The organism is Pseudonocardia kongjuensis (assembly GCF_039526905.1).
GTDB classification, from domain to species: domain Bacteria; phylum Actinomycetota; class Actinomycetes; order Mycobacteriales; family Pseudonocardiaceae; genus Pseudonocardia; species Pseudonocardia kongjuensis.
In genome coordinates, this window is sequence record NZ_BAAAJK010000005.1 from 179,027 (window position 1) to 195,249 (window position 16,223).

Sequence of the window (16,223 nt, forward strand, 5' to 3'; positions counted from 1 at the left end):
CCTGCTCGTCCGGCGGGAGTTGGAGGGCCAGGGGCTCGGACCGCAGTGGATCGCTGAGATCCGACCTATCGTGACGGCACCAACCGACCTCCGGAGACCCGCCGATGACGCCGCGCTTCCCGCCACCCCTGCCCACCCCCGGCGCGACCCCGCTCGCGGCCCGGCTGCGGTCGCTGGCCGCGCAGGCCCCGGACGCCCCGCTCGTCTCGGACGGCGACACCGTGCTCACCCGGGCCGGGTTCGACGCGCGCACCAACCGGCTCGCCCGCGCGTTCGCCGACCGCGGCGTGGCCCACGGCGACCTGGTGTCGATCGCGCTCCCGAACACCGTGCACCACCTGGAGTGCTCGGTCGCGGCGTGGAAGCTCGGCGCGGTCCCGCAGCCGCTCTCGGCGCGGCTGCCCGCCGCCGAGCGGGACGCCGTGCTCGCGGTCGCGCGGCCCGCACTCGTCGTCGACGCCGGGCCTGCCGACCTCACCGGCTTCGACGACGGCCCGCTGCCCGACGTCGTCGGACCGTCCTGGAAGGCGCCCACCTCCGGCGGCAGCACCGGGCGGCCCAAGCTGATCGTCGCCGGGCAGGCCGCCTGTGTGGAGCAGGTGCTGGCCCGGGTCGACGGGCTGCGCATCGACCGCGACGGCGTCCTGCTCTGCACCGCCCCGCTGCACCACAACGCGCCGTACATGTTCTCGCTGATGGCGCTGCTGCAGGGCCATCACGTCGTGCTGATGCAGCGGTTCGACGCGGCCCGCGCACTGTCCCTGGTCGGGGAGCACGGCGTCACCTGGCTCTACGTCGTCCCGACGATGATGGGACGGATGCTGCGGCTGCCCGCCGCGGACTGGGCGGCGGCCGACCTGCGCTCGCTGCGCACCGTGCTGCACGTCGGCGCGCCGTGCCCGCCGCAGGTCAAGCGCGGCTGGCTGGAGCGGGTCCCGCCGGAGACGGTGCTGGAGATCTACGCGGGCACCGAGTCACAGGCGGGCACCGCGATCGACGGCCGGGAGTGGCTGGCCCGTCCCGGCTCGGTCGGGCGGGTCGTCCGGGGCCGGATCACGGTGCGCGACGACGACTTCCGCGAGCTGCCGCCCGGCCGCACCGGGGAGATCTGGATGCGTCCCGACGGCCCGCCGACCTACCACTACCTGGGCGCCGCGGCCCGGGAGCGGGACGGCTGGGAGTCGCTCGGCGACATGGGCTCCTTCGACGCCGACGGCTACCTGTACCTCGCCGACCGGCGGGCCGACATGATCCTGGTCGGCGGCGCGAACGTGTACCCGGCCGAGGTCGAGGCGGCGCTGCTGGCGCATCCGGAGGTGCGCGACGCCGTCGTCGTCGGGCTCCCGGACGACGACTACGGCCGGATCGTGCACGCCGTCGTGCAGGCGGACCGGACGGCCGGTCTCGCCGACCGGCTGCGTACGCACATGGCCGCGCTGCTCGGCCCGCCGAAGCTCCCGCGCAGCTACGAGTTCGTCGACCGGCCGCTGCGCGACGACGCCGGCAAGGTCCGCCGCTCCGCGTTCGCCCCGGCCGGGCACAGGAGAGAGGATCGTGCGATGACCGATCTCCTGGGCCGGCTGCGTGACATGCAGGTGTCGTCGCTGTGCGACGCCGACAAGTCGTTCCCGGTGGTGGATCCGGCCATCCGGTCGCTGGTTCCCGGCGTCACGATGGTCGGCCCCGCCGTCACCGTCTCCTGCGTCGACGACCACCTGCCGATGTTCGCCGCGCTGCGCGCCGCCGCGCCCGGGTCGGTGCTGGTGGTCGCCGGGTCCGGCGGCACCCGCGCGGTGGCGGGCGAGCTGTTCGCGAACGAGGCGAAGCGCCGCGGGCTGGCCGGGATCGTCGTCGACGGCCTGGTCCGTGACCTGCGCGGGCTGCGGTCGATCGGGTTCCCGGTGTTCGCCCGGGGCACCTGCCCGGCGTCGGGCAGCACCCGCGATCCGGGCACGGTCGACGAGCCGGTGTCGTTCGGCGGCATCGTGGTGGGGCCCGGCGACATCGTCTGCGGCGACGACGACGGGCTGCTCATCGCCGCCCCGGACCGGCTGGCCGCGGTGATCGACACCGCGGAGGGCATCGAGGCCGCCGAGCGCGCGCTGGTCTCGGCCATGCGCAACGGCCACGACCTGCACTCGCTGACCACCGTCGACGACCACGTGGCCGCGCTGGGCCGCGGCGAGGACAGCGCGCTGGGCTTCCGGGTCTGACCGGGCCCGGTCAGGCCGCGGACTCCCAGGTCCACTCCGGCACCATCGGGTCCGTGCAGTCCGGGCACGGCACCGCGACCCCGGCGGTCTCCGCTGCGGGCAGTTCGGCCTCGGTGCCGCAACCGGGGCACCGGCACCAGGACACCTCGTTTCCGTACATGCGTTCGAGGGTGAACCACAACCGTGTGATTCGCAAGCGCACGCGCCGGGTCAGACGTCGTCGACCAGGTCGGCGACCGACGGGACCACCCGCGACGGGCGGAACGGGAAGCGGTCGATCTCCGACTCCCGGGTGATCCCGGTGAGAACCAGCACCGTGCGCATCCCGGCCTCCAGCCCGGCCAGGATGTCGGTGTCCATCCGGTCCCCGATCATCACCGTGGACTCGGAGTGCGCGCCCAGCCGGTTCAGCGCCGCCCGCATCATCAGCGGGTTCGGCTTGCCGACGAAGTAGGGATCCACCCCGGTCGCCTTGGAGATCATCGCCGCCACCGAGCCGGTCGCCGGCAGGATGCCCTCCGGCGACGGTCCGGTGGCGTCCGGGTTGGTGGCGACGAACCGGGAGCCCTTCTCGACCAGCCGCATCGCCGTCGCGATCGAGGAGAAGCTGTAGGTGCGGGTCTCCCCCAGCACGACGTAGTCCGGATTGCGGTCGGTGATGACGTAGCCGACGTCGTGCAGCGCGGTGGTCAGCCCGGCCTCGCCGATCACGTAGGCACTGCCCTGCGGGCGCTGCTCGGACAGGAACGCCGCCGTCGCCAGCGCCGAGGTCCAGATCGACGCCTCGGGCACGTCCAGGCCGGTCGCCTGCAACCGGTACCGCAGGTCACGCGGGGTGTGGATGCTGTTGTTGGTCAGGACGAGGAACGGGACGCCCTTCTCCCGCAGCCGGGACAGCAGCGTGTCCGCGCCCGGGACGATGCTGCCCTCGCGGACGAGGACACCGTCCATGTCGGTCATCCAGCACTCGATCGGCTTCTGCTCCACCACGGGCCGGACCCTAACCGTGTGCCGGCTGGCAGGTCGGGCACCAGAACAGGTTCCGCGCGGCGTGCTCGGCGTGTCGCACCGGCGTCCCGCAGACCAGGCAGGGCAGGCCGGCCCGGCGGTAGACGTAGACCTCGCCGCCGTGCCGGTCGCGCCGGCCGGGCTCGCCCCGGCGGCGCGGGTCGTGCTCGGGGGCGACGGTGTCGATCCGCCCGGTCCGCACGCCGTCGCGCATCAGCGCGACCAGGTCCGGCCACATCGCGTCCCAGGTCTCCCGGTCCAGCGACCGGCCGGGCAGCAGCGGATCGAGGCCGTGCCGGAACAGCAGCTCGGCCCGGTACACGTTCCCGACCCCGGCGATCACGGCCTGGTCCATCAGCAGCGTGGCCAGCGGGCTGCGCGAGCGCGAGATCCGCTCCCACACCCGTTCCGGATCGGCGTCGCGGCGCAGCGGATCGGGCCCGAGCCGGGCCCGCAGCACCCGCACCTCGGCCGCGGTGAGCAGCTCGCAGGCGGTCGGGCCGCGCAGGTCGGCGTAGTGCGACTCGCCGACCAGCCGCATCCGCAGCTGCCCGACCGGCTCCGGCGCCGGCAGCTCGTGCTCGACGAACGTCCCGTACAGCCCGAGATGGACGTGCACGACGCGCCCGGCGCCGTACCGGTGGAACAGGTGCTTGCCGTGCGCCTCGGCGCCGGTCATCACCTCACCGTCGAGCAGCGCGGCGGACGCCGCGAACCGGCCCTGCGGGCTGGACACCGCGACCGGCCGCTTCACGAACAGCCTGCGGTGCAGCCGCGCGAGGCGGTGCAGCGTGTGCCCCTCCGGCACTAGCTCGGAAGCTCGATCTCGCCGGTGCGCTCGTAGTCGAGCATCTGGTCGATCCGCCGCTGGTGCCGCTCGTCGCCGGAGAACGGGGTGGCGAGGAAGGCGTCGACGATCGCGACGACCTCGGCGAACGGGTGCTGGCGGGCGCCGACGCCGATCACCTGGGCGTCGTTGTGCTCCCGGGCCAGCGTCGCGGTGGCCTCGTTCCAGGCCAGCGCGGCCCGGATGCCCTGCACCTTGTTCGCGGCGATCTGCTCGCCGTTGCCGGACCCGCCCAGCACGATCCCGAGCGATCCCGGGTCCCCGACGACCCGGCGGGCCGTCTCGATGCACCAGGCGGGGTAGTCGTCGAGGGCGTCGTACGTCGGGGCCCCGACGTCGACCGCCTCGTGGCCCTGTCCGGTCAGGTGCTCGACGAGCTTGCCCTTGACCTCGAAACCGGCGTGGTCACTGCCCAGGTAGACGCGCACGGGGCAGGATCCTCCCCCATGCGCGTCGGCGGGGTGGACGGGGTCCCTGGGGGCTGGGTGGTGTGCGTGCTCTCCGGCACCGGCCGGGCACGGCGGGTGAGCTGGTCGGTGCTGCCGGACGCGGCCGCGGTGCTGGAGACGACCGCCGGCTGCGACGCCGTCGGCATCGACATCCCGCTGGCGCTCCCGGCCGGTGGCGAGCGGCGGCCGGCCGAGGTCGCGGCGGCCGCCCGGCTGGGGACCGCCCGCTCCTCGCTGTTCCCCACCCCGCCGGAGCAGGTGCTGGCGGCCCGGACCTACGCCGACGCCTGCACCGCCGCGCAGCGGATCACCGGCCGGAAGATCAGCGTGCAGACCTGGAACATCGTGCCGAAGATCCGCGAGTTCCAGCGGCTGGAGCTGCCGGGATCGGTGGTGGAGACGCATCCGGAGCTCTCCTTCCGCACGATGGCCCCGGAGACCGGCTTCGGCTCCAAGAAGACCGCCCGCGGCGCCGGGCAGCGGATCGCCGCGCTCGCCGGGTGGGTCGATCCGGCCCGGCTGCTCGGCGACCTGCCCGGTGCCGCCCGGCTCGACGACGTGCTGGATGCGCTGGCCTGCGCCTGGACCGCCGAACGGGTCGTCCGCGGCACCGCGGAGCACCTGGGCACCCCGCCGCACGACACGATCGCGGTCTGACCCGATCACCGGGGCAGGATGGGCGGTGTGGACGGGAGCTGGACCGAACTCGCCGACGGCGTCCTCGCCCGCAGGCACGCCGAGCTGGACCTGACCACCGGGCTCGTCCTGGGCACCGACCGGGCGCTGGTGATCGACACCCGGGGCGACGACGTGCAGGGCGCCGAGCTGGCCGCCGCCGTCCGGGAGCTGACCGCCCTGCCGGTACTGGTGGCGATCACCCACGCGCACTTCGACCACTGCTTCGGGACGTCGGCGTTCCCCGGCTCGCCGGTCCACGCGCAGGCGGGCTGCGCCGCGGCGATCGCGGTGACCGCCGCCGCCCAGCGGGCGCAGTGGGTCCGGCACTACCGCGAGGCCGGGGACACCGGCACCGCCGACGCGCTGGCCGGCACCGTGCCGGTGCTCCCGGACCGGCCGGTCTGCCCGCGCCCGGGCAGCACGCACACCCTCGACCTGGGCGGGCGCCGGGTGGAGCTGCTGCATCCCGGACCCGCGCACACCGGGCACGATCTGGCCGTGCACGTCCCGGACGCCGCCGTGCTGTTCGCCGGTGACCTGCTGGAGAACGGCAACCCGCCCGCGGTCGGCCCGGACGCCTACCCGGGCCGCTGGGCCGGCGCCCTGGCCGCGCTGCTCACCCGCGGCGCGCGGCGGTACGTCCCCGGGCACGGCGACCCGATGACGCCGGGCGAGGCGGCCCGCCAGCAGGCGGACCTGGCCCGGCTCGCGCGGGCCTCACCCTGACCGGCCCCGGTCGTGCAGCGGTTCCGTCCGGTGCAGGTAGGTGTGCCCGGTCGGGGTGGTGGTGCGGGTGCCCTCGGCGGTCGGCTCGACCCACCACCCGGGCTGCTCACGCAACTGGTTGTGCCACTCGCACACCGCACGACCGTTGTCGAAACCGGTCGGGCCACCCTCCGCGGCCCGCACCACGTGATCGATCTGCCGGGCCGGAGCGTCGCAGTAGGGAGCGGTGCACCGGTGCCGGTCCCGGGCCCGGATCAGATCCGCCAGCCCGGCCGGGAAGCACCGCGCCCGGGAGTCACCACCGACCACCGTGCCCCGCACCGTCAACAACCGCCGCAACAGCCTGCGCCCACGCGCCCGGGCCAGGAACCCGACCGGGATCGGCCCGAACCCCGCGACCTCCGCCGGCAACGGACTGTCCTCGTCGAGCAACGCCTCCAGCGGCACGACGACCTGCACCTGCACGTCGACGTGCTCGGCGGTGACCCGCCCGGTCACCCGCTCCACGAACGTGTCGGCCATGACCTGCCCGCGGCTGCGGGTCAGCGGCTCGGAATCGACCTGGACCGCGTCGAACGCCCGGCGCAGCGCCGCATAGCAGGCCACCCCCTGCTCCACCGGCAGGTGCGCCCGCAGATCGACCATCCCGTCCGCGGCCTGCCGCAGGGTGACCCGCCGCCCCGCCCGCGCGGCCAGGCAGCGCTGCCGGAACTTCTCCGGCGCCACCTCCGCGGCGAGCGCGGCGACCAGGCTGCGCAACCGCGCCGGCCCGAGCCGGGCGATGTCGTGCCCGGCCAGCCGCCGATCGACCTCCGCCCGCTGCCCGGCATCGAGATGCGCGGTCCCGCCGGCCACGATCGACACCCGGTACCCGTCGAGCTCCCCCGCCGAGAACAGGCCGCGCACATGCCCCAGACCGTCGTGCAGGTCCCGGGCGGTGCGCATCCGGTTGCGCCCCACCGTCGGCGAGGCCCGGTTGGCCAGCCCGATCTCGGCGCCGATGCTGCGCTCGAGCCGCTCCGGGTCGACCTCGGCGGCACTGTCGGCGGCGCGGCGACGGGCGAAGGCCAGCTCGGTGGCCGCCAGCGCCGCCTCCACACTGTTGCGCACCGCGACCAGCGCGATCATCCGGTCCACCAGCACCGGCGCCGGCGACACCTCGTCGACCACCGCCGCCAGCCGGGTGAACAACTCCCGCACGGCATCCAGATCGGGTGCGGCGGGAGCGTCGATGACCGTGGTCATGCGTCCACCATAGACGAACACATGTTCGAACACCAGGGGATCATGACTGGTCCGGACATCGCACCCCGGCGCGGGCACCGCCCCGGCGGCCGCCCGCGAGCGACGCCACGGCCCGGAAGTCGCGGCGACACATTGTCGTAACACGGGCGCCCTAGCGTCACGCCGATGGGGGACGTGCCGCTGGTAGGTGTCGAGGAGGAGTTCCACGTCGTCGGTCTGGCCGACCGGCGGGCGGCTCCCGAGGTGGACCGGTTGCTGGAGCACCTGGACGGGAAGGAGTTCTTCCCCGAGCTGCAGCGCTCGCTGGTCGAGACGAACTCGCCGGCGACGCCGTCGCTGGACGAGCTGCGCGCGCACGTGCGGCGGCTGCGCGGCCGGCTGCGGGAGGCCGCCGAGCCGCTCGGGCTGGGCGTGGTCGCGGCCGGGACGGTGCCGCTGGTCGATCTGTCCGGCGACGACATCTCCGCGGGCGCCCGCTACGAGCGGATGCAGCACGAGTACCAGATGCTGGTGCGCGAGCAGCACATCTGCGGGGTCCAGGTGCACGTCGACGTCCCCGACCGGGACACCGCCGTGCAGGTGTCCCGCCGGGTCGCCCCGGCACTGCCGACGCTGCTCGCCATCACCGCCAGCTCGCCGTACTGGCGCGGGCACGACACCGGCTACGCCAGCTACCGCAGCATGATCTGGCAGCGCTGGCCCACCGCCGGCCCGCCCGGCAACGTCACGACCGCCGCCGAGTACGACGCCATGATCGCCGAGCTGATCGCGTCCGGGACGATCAGCGACGCCGGGATGCTGTACTTCGACGTCCGGCCCAGCGCGCACCTGCCGACCGTCGAGCTGCGGCTCTGCGACGCCTGCCCCGAGGTCGACGACGTCGTGCTGGTCGCCGGGCTCTTCCGGGCGCTGGTCGGGCGGGCCCGGGCGGACACCGAGGCGGGCAGGCCGCTGCCCCCGGTCCGGCACGAGCTGCTGCGCGCCGCGGCCTGGCGGGCCGCCCGCTCCGGGCTGGAGGGCGACCTGGTCGACGTCTCCGGGCCGGTGCTCGCCTCACCCGCGGTGCAGCTGCGCGCACTGGTCGCCGACCTGGAGCCGTGGCTGGCCGAGACCGGTGACACCGAGCAGGTCACCGAGCTCGCCGAGGCCGTGCTGGCCCGCGGCTCCGGGGCCGCGATCCAGCGGCGCGCGTTCGGGCGGCGCGGCTCGCTGGTCGACGTCGTCGACGACCTGGTGGCCCGCACCCAGGGCGAGGAGCCGCGGACCACGCCGCCGCTGACCGTGCCGGTCGCGCCCGAGCTGCTGGAGGGCTACCGGCCGCCGCGCTACGACGAGGCGGTCGACGACGAGGGCAAGCTCCGGCCCGCCTACGGCTGGCTGTTCCGGGCGCTGGAACGGCTCGGCCCGCGCGGGCTGACCGCCGCCGAGTCGGCGCTGCGCACCGAGCAGCGGGCCCGCGGCGTCACCTTCCCGGTGCCGGGCGTCGATCCCGGTGAGGACGGCGAGCGGCTGTTCCCGCTCGACCTGGTGCCGCGGATCATCGGCCCGGACTCCTGGGAGCACCTGTCCACCGGGCTGGCCCAGCGGGTCCGGGCCCTCGAACTGTTCCTGCGCGACGTCTACGGCCGCCGCGAGATCGTCCGCGACCGGATCGTCCCGGCCGCCGTCGTCGACAACGCGCCGGGCCGCACCCGCTCGGGGACCCTCGTCACGCCGGACGCGGTCCGGATCGCGGTCGCCGGGATCGACCTGGTCCGCGACGCCGACGACGGCTGGGTGGTGCTGGAGGACAACCTGCGGGTGCCGTCCGGGATCGGGTTCTCGCTGATGGGCCGCCGGCTGATCCGCAGCGTGCTGCCCGATCTGGAGTCGCCGTCGGAGGTGCTGGGCCTCGACGACGTCCCGGCCCGGCTGCGCGCCGTGCTGGCCGACGGCGATCCCACCGGCCCGGACGGCGAGGCCGCCCTGCTCACCGCGGGCGAGAGCGACTCGGCCTTCTTCGAGCACCGGCTGCTGGCCGAGGCGATGGAGATCCCGCTGGTCACCCCGGGCCGGCTGCAGATCACCGACGGCGCGGTGTTCATGGTCGGCGGCGGGCGCCGGCGGCGTCTCACCACGCTCTACCGTCGGATCGACGAGAAGGACCTGGCGCTGGCCAGGGGCGCCGACCACCGCCCGATCGGGCGGGCCCTGCTGGCCGCGATGGCCCGCGGCCGGGTCGCGCTGCGCAACGCGCCGGGCAACGGCGTCGCCGACGACAAGCTCGTCTACGCCTACGTCCCCGAGATGATCCGCTACTACCTGGGCGAGGAGCCGGTGCTGGCCTCGGTGCCGACCTGGGCCTGCGTCGATCCGGCCGCCCGCGAGCAGGTGCTGGACCGGCTCGGCGAGCTCGTCCTCAAGCCGGTCGACGGCTACGGCGGGGCCGGCATCGTGATCGGCCCGCACGCCGACGCCGGCGAACTGGAGCGGGCCGCCGCCGCGATCCGGGAGCGGCCGGCCGGCTGGGTCGCGCAGGAGATGGTGCGGATCTCCACGCACCCGACCTTCACCGACGGCACGCTCCAGCCGCAGGCCGTCGACCTGCGGGTGTTCGCGGTCCAGTCGGCCGGGCACGGCCCGCAGCCCGAGGTCGACGTGCTGCCCGCGGCGCTGTCCCGGGTCGCACCGCCCGGCGGGATGATCGTCAACTCGTCCCGCGGGGGCGGCGCGAAGGACACCTGGATCATGGCCTGAGCAGCAGGTCCGGGTCGTCGAGGACGCGATCGGTGACGGCCCGGGCGGTGCCCAGCGCGGCCGCCGGGCGGCCGTGCGCGGACACCAGGACCTCGACGCCGGCCGACGGGCGGCGGCGCAGGATCTCGGCGCGGACCACCGGCGCCAGCCGGTCGCCGAGCGCGGTGTAGCTGCCGCCGAGCACGACCGCGGGCAGGTCGACGACGTTGAGCACCGAGGCGAGCGCCGCCCCGAGCGCGGTCCCGGCCCGCTGCACCGCGGCCAGCGCGGCCGGCTCGCCCGCCCGGACGGCGGCGCGCAGCCCCGGCAGCCCGTCGGCCCCGGCGTCGGCCAGCAGCGCGGGCAGCCCGGCGTACCGCTCGACGCAGCCGGTGCCGCCGCAGCCGCACGGGCGCCCGTCCCGCTCGACGACGACGTGCCCGATCTCGCCGGCGAGCCCGGCCGCCCCGGCCAGCACCCGCCCGCCGACCACGATCCCGCCGCCGATGCCGATCCCGGCCGAGACGTAGACGAAGTCGGACGCGACGCCCAGGTGCGCGAGCGCGCCCAGGGTCGCCTCGTTCCCGACCACCACCGGCCGCCCGGCGACCCGGCCGAACAGCTCACCGGGCCGGGCCCCGGCCAGCAGCGGCAGGTTGGGCGCCCGCAGCATCTCGGCGTCCGGCCCGGTACCGCGGACCGGCGCGGGCACCGCCACCCCGGCGCCGACGACCGGGCGGCCCGCCAGCGCGGACAGCGCCCGCGCGTCCCGGGCGGCCCGGCCGAACACCTCGGCGGCGTCCATTGTCCGATGGTCGCGGCGGCGCTGCAGCCGGCGGACGACGCCGCCGTCCAGCCCCACCACGCACGCCACCAGCCCGTCCACCTCGACCGACACCCCGACCGCGACCGGGCCGTCCGGGGCGAACCGCAGCGGCCGCCCCGGCCGGCCGATCCCGCCGCGGCTCGGCGGCCCCTCGGCCAGCACACCGGCGGCGACCAGCGGATCGAGCAGGCTCGCCACGGTCCCCCTGGTCAGCCCGGTGGTGCCGGCCAGCGCGGCCCGCGACGACGGCTCCCGGCGCAGCTCCCCCAGCAGCAGGCCCAGGTTGTGCCTGCGGAGCTCCGCGCTGCGTACCGGCGCTGACGCGGAGGGGGGAGGCACCCGGTCATCGTGCCCCGGTGAGGTGTTCCAGTGCGAGCTGGTGCAGCCGGACGAAGCCGTACCCCCGCCGGCCGGCGGGCTCCGGATCGAAGCCGGCCCCCGCCGAGGGATCGGCGAGCAGCTTCGCCGCCGTCTCGCCGGGCGCCAGCGTCGGCTCGGACAGCTCCGGGACGCCCGCCTCGGCCAGCGCCGCGACGACCTCCGGATCGGCCCGGAACGCCGCCGCCCGCTCGCGCAGCAGCAGGTAGGTCCGCATGTTCGCCTCGGCGGAGGCCCACACGCCGGCCAGGTCCTCGGTGCGGGAGGGCTTGTAGTCGAAGTGCCGCGGGCCGTCGTAGCCCGCCGACTCCAGCAGGTCGACCAGTGCGAACGCGTTGAGCAGGTCGCCGTGCCCGAACACCAGGTCCTGGTCGTACTTGATCCCGCGCTGGCCGTTCAGGTCGATGTGGAACAGCTTGCCGGCCCACAGCGCCTGGGCCACCCCGTGCGCCATGTTCAGCCCGGCCATCTGCTCGTGCCCGACCTCCGGGTTCACCCCGACCAGCTCGGGATGCGCGAGCCGCTCGACGAAGGCCAGCGCGTGCCCGACGGTCGGCAGCAGGATGTCGCCGCGCGGCTCGTTGGGCTTCGGCTCGATCGCGAACCGGATGTCGTGTCCGCGCTCCAGGACGTGCGCGCAGAGCAGGTCCATCGCCTCCCGGTAGCGGTCGAGCGCGGCCCGCACGTCCTTCGCCGAGTCGTACTCCGAGCCCTCCCGGCCGCCCCACAGCACGAACGTGCGCGCGCCCAGCTCGGCGGCGAGCTCGACGTTGTGCAGCACCTTGCGCAGCGCGAACCGGCGCACCGAGCGGTCGTTGGAGGTGAACCCGCCGTCCTTGAACACGGGATGCGAGAACAGGTTGGTGGTGATCATCGGGACGGTCATCCCGGTCGCGTCGCAGGCCTCCCGGAGCCGGGCGACCTGCTTGTCGCGGGTGCCGGCGTCGGCGCCGAAGCCGAACAGGTCGTCGTCGTGGAAGGTCAGGCCCCAGGCGCCGAGCCCGGCGAGCCGCTCGACGGCCTCGACCACGTCCACGGCCGGGCGGGTCGGGTCGCCGAACGGGTCGGCCGCGCGCCAGCCGACGGTCCACAGCCCGAACGAGAAGCGGTCGGCCGGGGTGGGGGCGGGCACGGTCATGCGGCATCTCCTGTGTCGGGGGTGGTGCGGTCGAGGGTGAGGGTGTTGGTGCGGACGACGCCGGCGTAGAACCGGGCGCTGTCCTTGGGGGTGCGCACCTGGGTGACGTAGTCGACGTGCACGACGCCGAACCGTTTCGCGTATCCCCAGGCCCATTCGAAGTTGTCCAGCAGCGACCAGACGTAGTAGCCGCGCACCGGGGCGCCCTCGGCGATCACGTCGGCCAGCGCGGCGAGGTGTCCGCGCAGGTAGTCGACCCGGTCGGGATCGGAGACGATGCCGTCGGAACCGGGTTCGTCGGGGAAGGCGGCACCGTTCTCGGTCACCACCATCTCCAGCCCGGGGAACTCGCGGGCGATCCGCCGGACCACCTCGGCCAGCCCGCGGGCGTCGATCCCCCAGCCCATGTCGGTGAGCGGGCCGACCGGTCGCGGGAACTCGACGTCGTCGCAGGCGATCCAGGGCGTTCCGGTGCCGTCACCGTGCCCGTCGGCGGTCTCCCGGGGACGCTCGCGGGTCCAGTGCCGGACGTGGGTGGGGGTGTAGTAGTTCACCCCGAGCACGTCCGGCGGGGCCAGCGCGAGCTCCTCGTCGCCGGAGCGGACGAACGACCAGTCGGTGATGCCCGCGGTGTCGGCGACCACGTCGGCCGGGTAGCCGCCGGTCAGCATCGGTTGCAGGAACAGCCGGTTCTGCAGGCCGTCGACCCGGCGGGCGGCGTCCAGATCGGCGGCCGAATCCGTCTCCGGCACCACCCAGGCCAGGTTCAGGCTGACCGCGATCCGGGCGGACGGCACCCGCTTCCGGATCGCCCGCGCGGCCAGCCCGTGCGCCAGGTTGAGATGGTGCACCGCGGCCAGCGCCGCCGCCGGATCGGTCCGGCCCGGGGCGTGCACCCCGGCGGCGTACCCGAGGAACGCGCTGCACCACGGCTCGTTCAGGGTGGTGAACACCCCGACCCGGTCGCCCAGCTCGGCCGCGACGACGGCGGCGTACTCGGCGAACCGGTAGGAGGTCGCGCGCGAGGTCCAGCCGCCGGCGTCCTCGAGGGCCTGCGGCAGGTCCCAGTGGTAGAGCGTGACCACCGGCGTGATCTCCGCGGCGAGCAGCGCGTCGACCAGCCGCGAGTAGAACGCCAGCCCGGCCGTGTTCACCGGGCCCAGCCGCTCGGCGTCGACCTGCGGGGTGATCCGGTTCCAGCTGATCGAGAACCGGTAGGAGTGCAGGCCGAGCTCGCGCATCAGCCCGACGTCGGCGTCCACCCGGTGGTAGTGGTCGGCGGCGATGTCGCCGGTGTCCCCGCCCGCCGTGCGGCCGGGGGTGTGCGCGTAGGTGTCCCAGATCGACGGCGTGCGGCCGTCCTCGTCGACCGCGCCCTCGATCTGGTAGGCGGCGGTGGCGGCGCCCCAGTCGAAGCCGGGCGGGAAGCTGCGGGCCGCGCTCATGCGAGCCGCATCCCGGTCGTCGGGTCGAAGGCGTGTACCGCCCCCGGATCGCGCAGCGTCACCCGTATCTCCTGGCCGACCGGCGGGGCCTCGCCGCCGGCGGTGCGCACCACGAACCGGCGGGCCCCGGTGTCGGCTCCGGTGTCGGTGCCGACCCGGCCGTGCAGGTAGGTGTCCGAGCCCAGCTCCTCGGCCAGCTCGACGGTGAGGTCGACGGCCTTCTCGTCGTCGGCGGCGACCCGCATCCCCTCCGGGCGCACCCCGACGGTGATCTCGGAGAGCCCGTCCCGGTGCGCCCGGTCGAGCACCTCGCGCGGCAGCGGCACGGTGAGCCCGGCCAGGTCGGCGCCGTCGGGCACCAGCGGTGCGGTGCGCAGGTTCATCGCGGGCGAGCCGATGAAGCCGGCGACGAAGGCGGTGGCCGGGCGGTCGTAGAGCTCGCGCGGGGTGGCGCACTGTTCGAGCAGCCCGTCGCGCAGCACGGCGACCCGGTGCCCCATCGTCATCGCCTCGACCTGGTCGTGGGTGACGTAGACGGTGGTGGCGCCGAGCCGCTGCTGCAGCGCGGCGACCCCGGCGCGGGTCTCCACCCGCAGCTTGGCGTCCAGGTTGGACAGCGGCTCGTCCATCAGGAACACGGCGGGCTCGCGGACGATGGCGCGGCCCATGGCGACCCGCTGGCGCTGCCCGCCGGACAGCGCCTTGGGCTTGCGGTCCAGGTAGGGCACCAGATCGAGCAGCGCGGCGGCCTCGCGCACCCGCCGGGTGATCTCGTCGCGGCCGACCCGCTGCAGCTTGAGCGCGAAGCCCATGTTGTCGGCGACGGTCATGTGCGGGTAGAGCGCGTAGTTCTGGAAGACCATCGCGATGTCGCGGTCCTTGGGTTCGAGCGCGCTGACCTCGCGGCCGCCGATCTCGATCCCGCCCTCGTCGACCTCCTCCAGGCCGGCGAGCATCCGCAGGGCGGTGGACTTGCCGGACCCGGACGGCCCGACGAGCACCAGGAACTCGCCGTCGGCGATCTCCAGGTCGAGCTTGTCGACGGCGCGTACCGGCGGTGGGCCGGGATAGATGCGGGACGCGGCCCGGTAGGCGACCTCGGCCATTGTTCTCGGTCCTCTCGTCGCGGGCCGGCTGCGGTGCCGGCGGGAGATGTCTAGCCGGGCCGTGGCCCACGCCACTAGCATTTGTTCATCGCCCGTACGAACTCACCGCGGAGGCCGTCATCGTCGCGAGCGGCCGGATCGCCTCGGGTGACCTGCGCAGACACCATCTGGCGCTGGTGCTGGGCACGATCGTGCGGAACGCGCCGATCACCCGCGCCACGGTCGCCGCGCAGACCGGGCTGACCCGCTCGACGGTGTCCGGGCTGACCGCCGACCTGCTCGACGGCGGCCTGGTGCGCGACATAGGGGCCGGGCCGGGGACCGCCACCGGACGCCCGGGCCAGCGGCTGGTGCCCGACCCGGCCGGGCCGGTCGGGATCGGCCTGCAGATCGAGACCGACGGCGTCGGCGGCTGCCTGGTGGACCTGTCCGGGCACGCCGGGGCCCGGCGGTGGCGCCGGGCGGACCTGGACGGGGCCGGTCCGGCGGCGGTCGCCGCCGTCGCGGGCCCGGTGCTGGGCGAGCTGCTGCTCGCCGCGGCGGCCGGGGACCGCCCGGCGGCCGGGATCGTCGCCGGGCTGCCGGGCGAGCCGGACGACCGGCTCGCGGCGCTGCTCGCCGCCGAGGCGGACGCGGTGGGGGCCGGCGGGATCGGCCTGTCGGTCCGGTGCGGGGTGACGCTGGCCGCCGGTGCGGAGCCTGCCGTCCCCGGGCTGTCGGTGTTCGTCGGCGGGCGGTCGGAGACCGGCGTGGTGCTGCTGCACGACGGCCGGACCGGCGACGGCGACGCGGCCACCCGGTTCGGCCATCTCCCGGTCCGCGGCGGCCGGGCCCGGTGCCACTGCGGGCGGCGGGGCTGCGTGACCGCCGAGACCCGCCCGGCCGGGGTGGGCAGCGGCTCCGGGACGGCCGGCGGCTCCGGGACGCGCGGCGGCTCCGGGCCGGGCGCAGGCTCCGGGCCGGGCGCAGGCTCCGGGCCGGGCGCAGGCTCCGGGCCGGGCGCAGGCTCCGGGCCGGGCGCAGGCTCCGGGACGGCCGGCGGCTCCGGGACCCGCGGCGGCCCCGGGCCGGGCGCAGGCTCCGGGGCAGGCAGCGGCCCCGGGGCAGAGGCAGGTACAGGTGCAGGGGCGGCCGGCGCTCCGGAGCTGCGCCGGGCCGGGCGGGCGCTGGGCCGGGCGCTGGCCGGGTTCGCCGCCCCGCTGGACCCAGCGCGGGTGGTGCTGGGCGGGCGGTTCGGCACCGCCGACGACGCGTTCGTCGCGGCGGTGGCGGCCGAGCTCGCCCGGCACGGGATCGACCCGGACCGGCTGCGGCGCGGCACACTCGGCCCGGACGCGGTGATGCGCGGCGCCGGTGCCGCGGCGGTCGCCGCGCTGGTCGCGGACCCGGGCCGGTGGCTCGCCGACTGAGCGACCGGCCGCGCCCCGGCCGGTCGGCCCGGCCGGACAG

The 16,223-nt window shown here is 75.7% G+C and carries 14 protein-coding genes; 5 read left to right on the forward strand and 9 right to left on the reverse strand.

Annotated elements, in window-relative coordinates; translation table 11 throughout:
* The first annotated feature begins 104 nt into the window (after positions 1 to 104).
* Positions 105 to 2,213 carry an AMP-binding protein gene (locus tag ABD160_RS07185; protein WP_344019668.1) on the forward strand — a complete coding sequence of 703 codons (2,109 nt, stop codon included), beginning with the start codon at positions 105 to 107 and terminating at the stop codon, positions 2,211 to 2,213.
* A gap of 10 nt (positions 2,214 to 2,223) precedes the next feature.
* Here the strand turns inward: ABD160_RS07185 and ABD160_RS07190 are convergent, their stop codons facing one another.
* Genes ABD160_RS07190 through ABD160_RS07205 form a run of 4 tightly spaced genes read right to left on the reverse strand, consistent with a single transcriptional unit; the run spans position 2,224 to position 4,496 of the window.
* On the reverse strand, positions 2,224 to 2,373 hold the full coding sequence (locus ABD160_RS07190) for a hypothetical protein (RefSeq protein WP_344019670.1): 150 nt from the start codon (positions 2,371 to 2,373) through the stop codon (positions 2,224 to 2,226).
* 50 nt (positions 2,374 to 2,423) lie between these two features.
* Positions 2,424 to 3,164, reverse strand: a complete 741-nt coding sequence (locus ABD160_RS07195; protein ID WP_344019842.1) for an HAD-IIA family hydrolase — start codon at positions 3,162 to 3,164, stop codon at positions 2,424 to 2,426.
* A 49-nt stretch (positions 3,165 to 3,213) separates the two neighbouring features.
* Positions 3,214 to 4,029, reverse strand: a complete 816-nt coding sequence (locus ABD160_RS07200) for an Fpg/Nei family DNA glycosylase (protein ID WP_344019672.1) — start codon at positions 4,027 to 4,029, stop codon at positions 3,214 to 3,216.
* Entirely contained in the window at positions 4,029 to 4,496 is a 468-nt protein-coding gene (locus ABD160_RS07205; RefSeq protein ID WP_344019674.1) for a ribose-5-phosphate isomerase, read from the reverse strand. The genes ABD160_RS07200 and ABD160_RS07205 overlap by 1 nt, the downstream gene beginning before the upstream one ends.
* 18 nt (positions 4,497 to 4,514) lie before the next feature.
* On the opposite strand from ABD160_RS07205, the gene ABD160_RS07210 reads away from it, so the two are divergent.
* Both ABD160_RS07210 and ABD160_RS07215 read left to right on the forward strand, forming a co-directional pair.
* Entirely contained in the window at positions 4,515 to 5,174 is a 660-nt protein-coding gene (locus tag ABD160_RS07210) for a DUF429 domain-containing protein (protein ID WP_344019676.1), read from the forward strand.
* A gap of 27 nt (positions 5,175 to 5,201) precedes the next feature.
* On the forward strand, positions 5,202 to 5,921 hold the full coding sequence (locus ABD160_RS07215) for an MBL fold metallo-hydrolase (protein ID WP_344019678.1): 720 nt from the start codon (positions 5,202 to 5,204) through the stop codon (positions 5,919 to 5,921).
* On the opposite strand, the gene ABD160_RS07220 is transcribed toward ABD160_RS07215, so the two are convergent.
* A complete protein-coding gene (locus ABD160_RS07220; protein WP_344019680.1) occupies positions 5,913 to 7,166 on the reverse strand; it encodes an HNH endonuclease in 1,254 nt (417 codons plus the stop codon). The genes ABD160_RS07215 and ABD160_RS07220 overlap by 9 nt on opposite strands.
* 165 nt (positions 7,167 to 7,331) lie before the next feature.
* On the opposite strand from ABD160_RS07220, the gene ABD160_RS07225 reads away from it, so the two are divergent.
* Positions 7,332 to 9,902: a glutamate--cysteine ligase gene (locus ABD160_RS07225; RefSeq protein ID WP_344019682.1), complete on the forward strand. Its 2,571-nt coding sequence runs from the start codon at positions 7,332 to 7,334 to the stop codon at positions 9,900 to 9,902.
* Here ABD160_RS07225 and ABD160_RS07230 read toward each other — a convergent pair.
* Genes ABD160_RS07230 through ABD160_RS07245 form a run of 4 tightly spaced genes read right to left on the reverse strand, consistent with a single transcriptional unit; the run spans position 9,892 to position 14,774 of the window.
* A complete protein-coding gene (locus ABD160_RS07230) occupies positions 9,892 to 11,046 on the reverse strand; it encodes an ROK family protein (RefSeq protein ID WP_344019684.1) in 1,155 nt (384 codons plus the stop codon). The two genes, ABD160_RS07225 and ABD160_RS07230, sit on opposite strands and share 11 nt — an antisense overlap.
* Before the next feature lie 4 nt (positions 11,047 to 11,050).
* Complete coding sequence (gene xylA, locus ABD160_RS07235) at positions 11,051 to 12,223, reverse strand: xylose isomerase (protein WP_344019686.1); 1,173 nt, start codon at positions 12,221 to 12,223, stop codon at positions 11,051 to 11,053.
* Positions 12,220 to 13,668: a GH1 family beta-glucosidase gene (locus tag ABD160_RS07240; RefSeq protein ID WP_344019688.1), complete on the reverse strand. Its 1,449-nt coding sequence runs from the start codon at positions 13,666 to 13,668 to the stop codon at positions 12,220 to 12,222. The genes xylA and ABD160_RS07240 overlap by 4 nt, the downstream gene beginning before the upstream one ends.
* Positions 13,665 to 14,774, reverse strand: a complete 1,110-nt coding sequence (locus ABD160_RS07245; protein ID WP_344019690.1) for an ABC transporter ATP-binding protein — start codon at positions 14,772 to 14,774, stop codon at positions 13,665 to 13,667. The genes ABD160_RS07240 and ABD160_RS07245 overlap by 4 nt, the downstream gene beginning before the upstream one ends.
* Positions 14,775 to 14,950: 176 nt before the next feature.
* On the opposite strand from ABD160_RS07245, the gene ABD160_RS07250 reads away from it, so the two are divergent.
* Positions 14,951 to 16,183, forward strand: a complete 1,233-nt coding sequence (locus ABD160_RS07250; protein ID WP_344019692.1) for an ROK family transcriptional regulator — start codon at positions 14,951 to 14,953, stop codon at positions 16,181 to 16,183.
* The last annotated feature ends 40 nt before the right edge of the window (positions 16,184 to 16,223 follow it).